Source organism: Kitasatospora sp. NPDC059088, assembly GCF_042738155.1.
GTDB lineage: Bacteria > Actinomycetota > Actinomycetes > Streptomycetales > Streptomycetaceae > Kitasatospora.
Genome location: NZ_JBHYGR010000036.1, coordinates 21191 through 27949 on the forward strand (window position 1 = coordinate 21191; position 6759 = coordinate 27949).

Consider the following 6759-nt stretch of genomic DNA (forward strand, 5'->3'; position numbering starts at 1 on the left):
GGTGTCCCAGCGCGAACTCGTCGTCCTCGGCACCGCCAGCCAGGTGCCCACCCGGCACCGCAACCACAACGGCTACCTGCTCCGCTGGGACGGCGAGGGCCTGCTGTTCGACCCCGGCGAGGGCACCCAGCGCCAGATGCTGCACGCCGGGGTCTCGGCCACCCAGATCACCCGGATCGCGGTGACCCACTTCCACGGCGACCACTGCCTGGGCCTCGCCGGGGTGATCCAGCGGATCAACCTTGACCGGGTCCCGCACCCGGTGGACGTCTACTTCCCGGCATCCGGCGAGGTCTACTTCGAGCGGCTGCGGCACGCCACCGCGTACCACGAGACCGCCGTGCTGCGGCCGCGGCCGATCGACGAGCCCGGCCCGCTGCCCGCGCCCGGCGCCCGCTTCGCGCTGGACGCCGTCCGGCTGGACCACCCGGTGGAGTCCTTCGGCTACCGGCTGTCCGAGCCGGACGGCCGCCGGCTGGTGCCCGAGCGGCTCGCCGCGGCCGGCGTGCGCGGCCCGGCCGTGGGCCGGCTCCAGCACGAGGGCGCGGTCGAGGTGGACGGCCGCACCGTCACCCTGGACGAGGTCAGCGAGCACCGCCGGGGCCAGCGCTTCGCCTTCGTGATGGACACCCGGCTCTGCGAGGGGGTGCACGAACTCGCCGAGGGGGCCGACCTGTTGGTGGTCGAGGCGACCTTCACCGACGCCGACGCCCACCTCGCCGAGGACCACGGCCACCTCACCGCCGGCCAGGCCGCCAAGGTCGCGGCCGAGGCCGGGGCGCGGACCCTCGTGCTGACCCACTTCTCGCAGCGCTACCCGGACCTGGGCCAGCACCTGGCCGACGCCCGCAAGCACTTCGACGGGGACCTGGTGCTCGCCGAGGACCTCGCCCGGGTGCCCGTCCCCGCCCGCCGCCACCCGTGAACGGTCCGCCGCCACCCGTGGAGCACCCGCCGTCACCCGGGGACGGCGCGGCGCCGGGGGTGGACGCCGCACGGGCTCCCCGCGAAAAGGGCTCGCGCCGCCCCGCGATCTGCCGCAGCATCGTCGGGTGCGGCCCCGCCGCCCGCCGCAGCGATCACGCTCGCGGCGTACCCTGGTGCCCCGGAGAGACCGAGCGGCACACGAGACCACGGATGGGATGAGGCAGGCCCAGCGCCGACCCATGAGTGACACATCGCAGACCCGTACCGATGGACAGTCGCGCCCCGAACCGACCGACGACGGCCGGGTGAGCGCCCGGATCGTCATCCCCGAGAAGCATCCGATGGTCACCCTGCTCGGCACGGCGGACTCGCTGCTGCGCGTGATCGAGCAGGGGTTCCCCGCCGCCGACATCCACGTCCGCGGCAACGAGGTGACCGCCACCGGGGAGCGCGCCGAGGTCGCCCTCGTGCAGAAGCTCTTCAACGAGATGATGCTGGTGCTGCGCACCGGCCAGCCCCTGACGGAGGACTCCGTGGAGCGCTCCATCGCCATGCTCCGCGAGGAGGGCCCGGACAGCCCGGCGCCGTCCCAGGTGTTCACCGCGAACATCCTGTCCAACCGCGGCCGCACGATCCGCCCCAAGACGCTCAACCAGCAGCGCTACGTCGACGCGATCGACAAGCACACGATCGTCTTCGGCCTCGGCCCGGCCGGCACCGGCAAGACCTACCTGGCGATGGCCAAGGCCGTCCAGGCCCTCCAGGCCAAGGAGGTCAACCGGATCATCCTGACCCGCCCGGCGGTCGAGGCGGGCGAGCGGCTGGGCTTCCTGCCCGGCACCCTCTACGAGAAGATCGACCCGTACCTGCGCCCGCTGTACGACGCGCTGCACGACATGATGGACCCGGACTCCATCCCGCGCCTGATGGCGGCCGGCACCATCGAGGTCGCGCCGCTCGCGTACATGCGCGGCCGCACCCTCAACGACGCCTTCATCATCCTGGACGAGGCCCAGAACACCTCGCCCGAGCAGATGAAGATGTTCCTCACCCGCCTCGGGTTCAACTCCCGGGTGGTGGTCACCGGCGACACCAGCCAGATCGACCTCCCGGGCGGCACCCGCAGCGGGCTCAAGGTCGTCCAGGAGATCCTGGCCGGCGTCCCGGACATCCACTTCTCCGTCCTCACCAGCACCGACGTGGTCCGCCACAAGCTGGTCGGCCGGATCGTGGACGCCTACGAACGCTGGGACGCGCGGCAGGAGGCCGAGGAGAACTCCCCGGCCGCCCGCAAGCCCGCCCAGCGGCGCCCCGGAAAGACCGCCGCGGCGCGCGCACCCCGACAGTCCCATCGCACCGAAAGCTGAGCACACAGCCCGTCATGTCGATCGACATCGCCAACGAGTCCGGTTGGGACGCCGATGAGGAAGCCATCCTCGACGTCGCCCGCTTCGCCCTGGACAAGATGCGGATCCACCCGCAGTCCGAACTGTCCGTGATCCTGGTGGACGGTGCGGCGATGGAGGAGCTGCACATCCAGTGGATGGACCTGCCCGGACCGACCGACGTGATGTCGTTCCCGATGGACGAGCTGCGTCCGGGCAAGGAGGGCGAGGAGCTGCCGCAGGGCCTGCTCGGCGACATCGTGCTCTGCCCCGAGGTCGCCGAGCAGCAGGGCAAGGCGGCCCCCTCCAAGCACTCGATGGACGAGGAGCTCCAGCTGCTCACCGTCCACGGCGTGCTGCACGTCCTCGGCTACGACCACGAGGAGCCGGAGGAGGAGGAAGAGATGTTCGCCCTCCAGAAGCGGATCCTGGACGACTGGCGGGCGGGCCGGGGCCTCGGCGGCATCTCCCCGGCCCCCACCACCCACTGAGCGCGGGGCCCGAACTCCTGTGAGCGGTGAGAGTACGAGCTTCATCCTCGGTGCCGTGGCCCTGGTCGTCCTGGGCTGGCTGGCCGCGTGCGCCGAGGCGGGCATCTCCCGGGTCTCCCGGTTCCGGGCGGAGGAGGCCGTGCGCAACGGCCGGCGCGGCTCCGCGCGGCTGCTGGCCGTCGCCTCCGACCCGTTCCGCTACCTCAACCTGGCCACCCTGATCCGGGTGGCCAGCGAGATGGCGGCCGCGGTGCTGGTCACCGCGGTGTGCGTGCGCAACATCCACCCGACCTGGCAGGCCGTGCTGTTGGCCTTCGGCGTGATGGTGCTGGTGTCCTTCGTCGCGGTGGGCGTCTCGCCGCGCACGATCGGGCGCCAGCACCCGATCTCCACCGCGACCGCGGCCTCCTTCGTGCTGCTGCCGCTGGCCGCGGTGCTCGGCCCGATCCCGCGGCTGCTGATCCTGCTGGGCAACGCGCTGACCCCGGGGAAGGGGTACCGGGAGGGGCCGTTCGCCTCCGAGGCGGAGCTGCGGGCGCTGGTCGACCTCGCCGAGAAGGACGACCTGATCGAGGACGAGGAGCGCCGGATGGTGCACTCGGTCTTCGAACTGGGCGACACCATCGTGCGCGAGGTGATGGTGCCGCGCACCGACCTGGTGATGATCGAGCGGCACAAGACCGTCCGGCAGGCGCTCACCCTGGCGCTGCGCTCGGGCTTCTCGCGGATCCCGGTGGTCGGCGACAACGAGGACGACGTGGTCGGCATCGTCTACCTCAAGGACCTGGTGCGCCGCACCCACATCAACCGGGAGGCGGAGGCCGAGGAGGTCGGCGCGGTGATGCGCCCGGCCGTGTTCGTCCCGGACTCCAAGCCGGCCGGCGACCTGCTGCGGGAGATGCAGCAGCGCCGCTCGCACGTCGCGATCGTGATCGACGAGTACGGCGGCACGGCGGGCCTGGTCACCATCGAGGACGTCCTGGAGGAGATCGTCGGCGAGATCACCGACGAGTACGACCGGGAGATCGCGCCGGTCGAGGACCTCGGCGACGGCTCGTACCGGATCACCGCCCGGCTGCTGGTGGAGGACCTGGGCGAGCTGTTCGGGATCGAGCTGGAGGACGAGGACGTCGAGACCGTCGGCGGCCTGCTGGCCAAGCACCTGGGCCGGGTGCCGATCCCCGGGTCGGCCTGCGAGATCCCGCTGCCCGAGCCGGCCGCGGACGGCCTGACCGGCATCCTGCTGACCGCCGAGTCCTCGGCCGGGCGCCGCAACCGGATCGGTTCGATGGTCGCCTCGCCGGTGCGCCGGTCGGAAACGGTGCGGGCCGCGGGCGAGTAGCGGGTGGGCGGTCGCCGCGCGACCATGGAGGGCATGACGCACAAACTTCGCGCGGAGTACGGCCCGCAGGGGGCGGCCGGCGGAGTCAAGTCCTGGCACGTGGTGCGGGACGAGGACCCGTCGACCGCGCTCTGCGGCCGGAGCATGCCCGACGACGCCGAGACGCGGCCCGAGCAGGAATGGGGCACCGGGCTGCGCTGCTGCCAGCAGTGCGGCTCGCTCTACATGCACGAGACGCCCCACATGCAGGGGAGCCATCCCTACAGCTAGCCGTGCCTCCCGGCCGCGCCCCGCGGCGACGGCCGGGCTCTGGAGGTCGCCATGAAGCTGCAAGACGAACTGCCGACCGTCGATCGACGGCTCGCCCTGGTGTGGCGGGTCGGGGCGGGGCTCGGGGGGATCTTCCTGATCGTGTTCGGGATCCTGGGGCTGGCCGACCACCCCGGCTTCCTGGCCACCCACGGTGACCGGATCGCCGGGCTGTCGACCAACGGGGCGCTGAGCATCCTGTCCATCGTGGCGGGTGCGGTCCTGCTGGTCGGAGCGGTGATCGGCGGGAACTTCGCGTCCAACCTCAACATGGTGATCGGCGTGCTGTTCGTCCTGTCCGGCTTCTACGGGCTGACGGTGCTCGGCCGGCCGGACGCGAACATCCTCAACTTCCGGATGTCGAACGTGCTGTTCGCGTTCGTCTTCGGGATCGTCGTGACCACCTTCGGGATGTACGGCCGGGTGAGCAGCCACCTGCCGCACGACAACCCGTTCTGGCGCGAGCGGGCCTCGCACGAGGAGCCGCTGCCGTCCGGCGCCGCGAAGACCTTCGTCAAGGTGCTCAACCCGAACCCCGGCCGCACCCACCCGGTGGGCCACTGAGCCGGGTTGACCGAGGGCGCCGGGAGGGTGCCGCCTATGCTCGGCGGCATGAGTGACATCGTCGAACTCGACCCCGAAGACAAGAAGATCATCACCCTGGCCCGCTCGGCCCGCGCCCGCAACGGCGTGGCCGAGGGGGCCGCGGTGCGTGACGAGACCGGCCGCACCTACGTGGCCGGGACGGTCGCGCTGGAGTCGCTGCGGCTGAGCGCGCTACGGACGGCGGTGGCGATGGCGGTGGCCAGCGGTGCGAAGTCGCTGGAGGCGGCCGCCGTGGTGAGCGAGGCCGAGCAGCCCGCCGAGGCCGATCTGGCGGCCGTGCGGGACCTGGGCGGGGCCGGTACGCCGGTGCTGCTGGCCGGGCCGGACGGGACGCTGCGGGTGGTGGCCGAGGCCCGCTGAGCGGCCCCCGGCGGCCCCCTCGGGGCCGGTGCGAGGAGACCGCGCCCCCTGCATTCAGCAGATAATCTCACCGGAGGGGTGGACTCGGTGAGGGGCTGGGGCATGGGGGCGTTGGCGTTCGTCGCCGGGCTGGTGCTGTTCGTGATGGGCATGGGCAAGTGGCAGGAGACCGGCACGGTCTACTGGCTCTGGGGTTCACTCGCCTTCCTGCTGCTGCTGGTGGTGTTCTCGCTGGTCGGACGGGGCGGCGGCAAGGGCTGAGCGCCCCGGACGGACCGGCCCCGGACGGCGGGGCTCCGGTGATCAGGGAGAATGGGGCGCATGAATGCCCCTTCCTCCTCGTACCGCTCCGGGTTCGCGTGCTTCGTCGGCCGTCCCAACGCGGGCAAGTCGACCCTGACCAACGCCCTGGTGGGGACGAAGGTCGCGATCACCTCCGACCGCCCGCAGACCACCCGCCACACCGTGCGCGGCATCGTGCACCGCCCGGACGCCCAGCTCGTGCTGGTCGACACCCCCGGCCTGCACAAGCCCCGCACCCTGCTCGGCGAGCGCCTCAACGACCTGGTCCGCACCACCTGGGCCGAGGTCGACGTGATCGGCTTCTGCCTGCCCGCCGACCAGAAGCTCGGCCCCGGCGACAAGTTCATCGCCAAGGAGATCGCCGGGATCAAGAAGACCCCCAAGGTCGCCATCGTCACCAAGACCGACCTGGTCGACTCCAAGCGCCTGGCCGAGCAGCTGATCGCCATCCACCAGCTCGGCATCGAGCTGGGCTTCGAGTGGGCCGAGATCATCCCGGTCTCGGCGGTCGGCGACCAGCAGGTCGACCTGGTCGCCGACCTCCTCACCAAGCTGCTGCCCGAGGGCGACCAGCTCTACCCGGAGGGCGACCTCACCGACGAGCCCGAGCAGATCATGGTCGCCGAGCTGATCCGCGAGGCCGCCCTGGAGGGCGTGCGGGACGAACTGCCGCACTCGCTCGCCGTCGTGGTCGAGGAGATGCTGCCGCGCGAGGGCCGCCCGGCGGACCGTCCGCTGCTGGACATCCACGCCAACGTCTACATCGAGCGGCAGAGCCAGAAGGCGATCGTGATCGGCGCCAAGGGCTCCCGGCTCAAGCACGTCGGCACCACCGCCCGCAAGCACATCGAGGCGCTGCTCGGCACGCCGGTCTACCTGGACCTGCACGTCAAGGTGGCCAAGGACTGGCAGCGCGACCCCAAGCAGCTGCGCAAGCTCGGCTTCTGACCGGGGAGTTCGGCGACGGGCGGTGAGCCGCCCCGGGCCCCGCGCGGCGCCCCGCGCCGCCCGCCGGGGCCCGGGGGGCCCGCGGCCC

Annotated in this window: 9 protein-coding genes; all 9 read left to right on the forward strand. The window is 72.2% G+C overall.

Going from position 1 to position 6759, the window contains the following annotated elements; genetic code table 11:
• The first annotated feature begins 1 nt into the window (after position 1).
• The 9 genes from ACFWXO_RS18270 to era all read left to right on the forward strand — a co-directional run bounded on the left by ACFWXO_RS18270 (position 2) and on the right by era (position 6671).
• The gene (locus ACFWXO_RS18270) at positions 2-925 is read left to right on the forward strand and encodes a ribonuclease Z (RefSeq protein WP_380524882.1); all 924 of its coding nucleotides are present in this window, start codon (positions 2-4) and stop codon (positions 923-925) included.
• A 241-nt stretch (positions 926-1166) separates the two neighbouring features.
• Positions 1167-2294 carry a PhoH family protein gene (locus ACFWXO_RS18275; RefSeq protein WP_375892466.1) on the forward strand — a complete coding sequence of 376 codons (1128 nt, stop codon included), beginning with the start codon at positions 1167-1169 and terminating at the stop codon, positions 2292-2294.
• 14 nt (positions 2295-2308) lie between these two features.
• Positions 2309-2803, forward strand: coding sequence for an rRNA maturation RNase YbeY (gene ybeY / locus ACFWXO_RS18280; protein ID WP_030061268.1), 495 nt, complete (start codon positions 2309-2311; stop codon positions 2801-2803).
• Between the two features lie 19 nt (positions 2804-2822).
• Positions 2823-4145: a hemolysin family protein gene (locus ACFWXO_RS18285; RefSeq protein ID WP_375892468.1), complete on the forward strand. Its 1323-nt coding sequence runs from the start codon at positions 2823-2825 to the stop codon at positions 4143-4145.
• 33 nt (positions 4146-4178) lie between these two features.
• A complete protein-coding gene (locus ACFWXO_RS18290) occupies positions 4179-4415 on the forward strand; it encodes a hypothetical protein (protein ID WP_380401735.1) in 237 nt (78 codons plus the stop codon).
• A gap of 51 nt (positions 4416-4466) precedes the next feature.
• Positions 4467-5018: a DUF4383 domain-containing protein gene (locus ACFWXO_RS18295; protein WP_380524883.1), complete on the forward strand. Its 552-nt coding sequence runs from the start codon at positions 4467-4469 to the stop codon at positions 5016-5018.
• 36 nt (positions 5019-5054) lie between these two features.
• Entirely contained in the window at positions 5055-5420 is a 366-nt protein-coding gene (locus ACFWXO_RS18300; RefSeq protein WP_375892472.1) for a cytidine deaminase, read from the forward strand.
• A 78-nt stretch (positions 5421-5498) separates the two neighbouring features.
• Entirely contained in the window at positions 5499-5681 is a 183-nt protein-coding gene (locus tag ACFWXO_RS18305; protein ID WP_360228745.1) for a hypothetical protein, read from the forward strand.
• Between the two features lie 60 nt (positions 5682-5741).
• The gene (gene era / locus ACFWXO_RS18310) at positions 5742-6671 is read left to right on the forward strand and encodes a GTPase Era (protein WP_375892474.1); all 930 of its coding nucleotides are present in this window, start codon (positions 5742-5744) and stop codon (positions 6669-6671) included.
• The last annotated feature ends 88 nt before the right edge of the window (positions 6672-6759 follow it).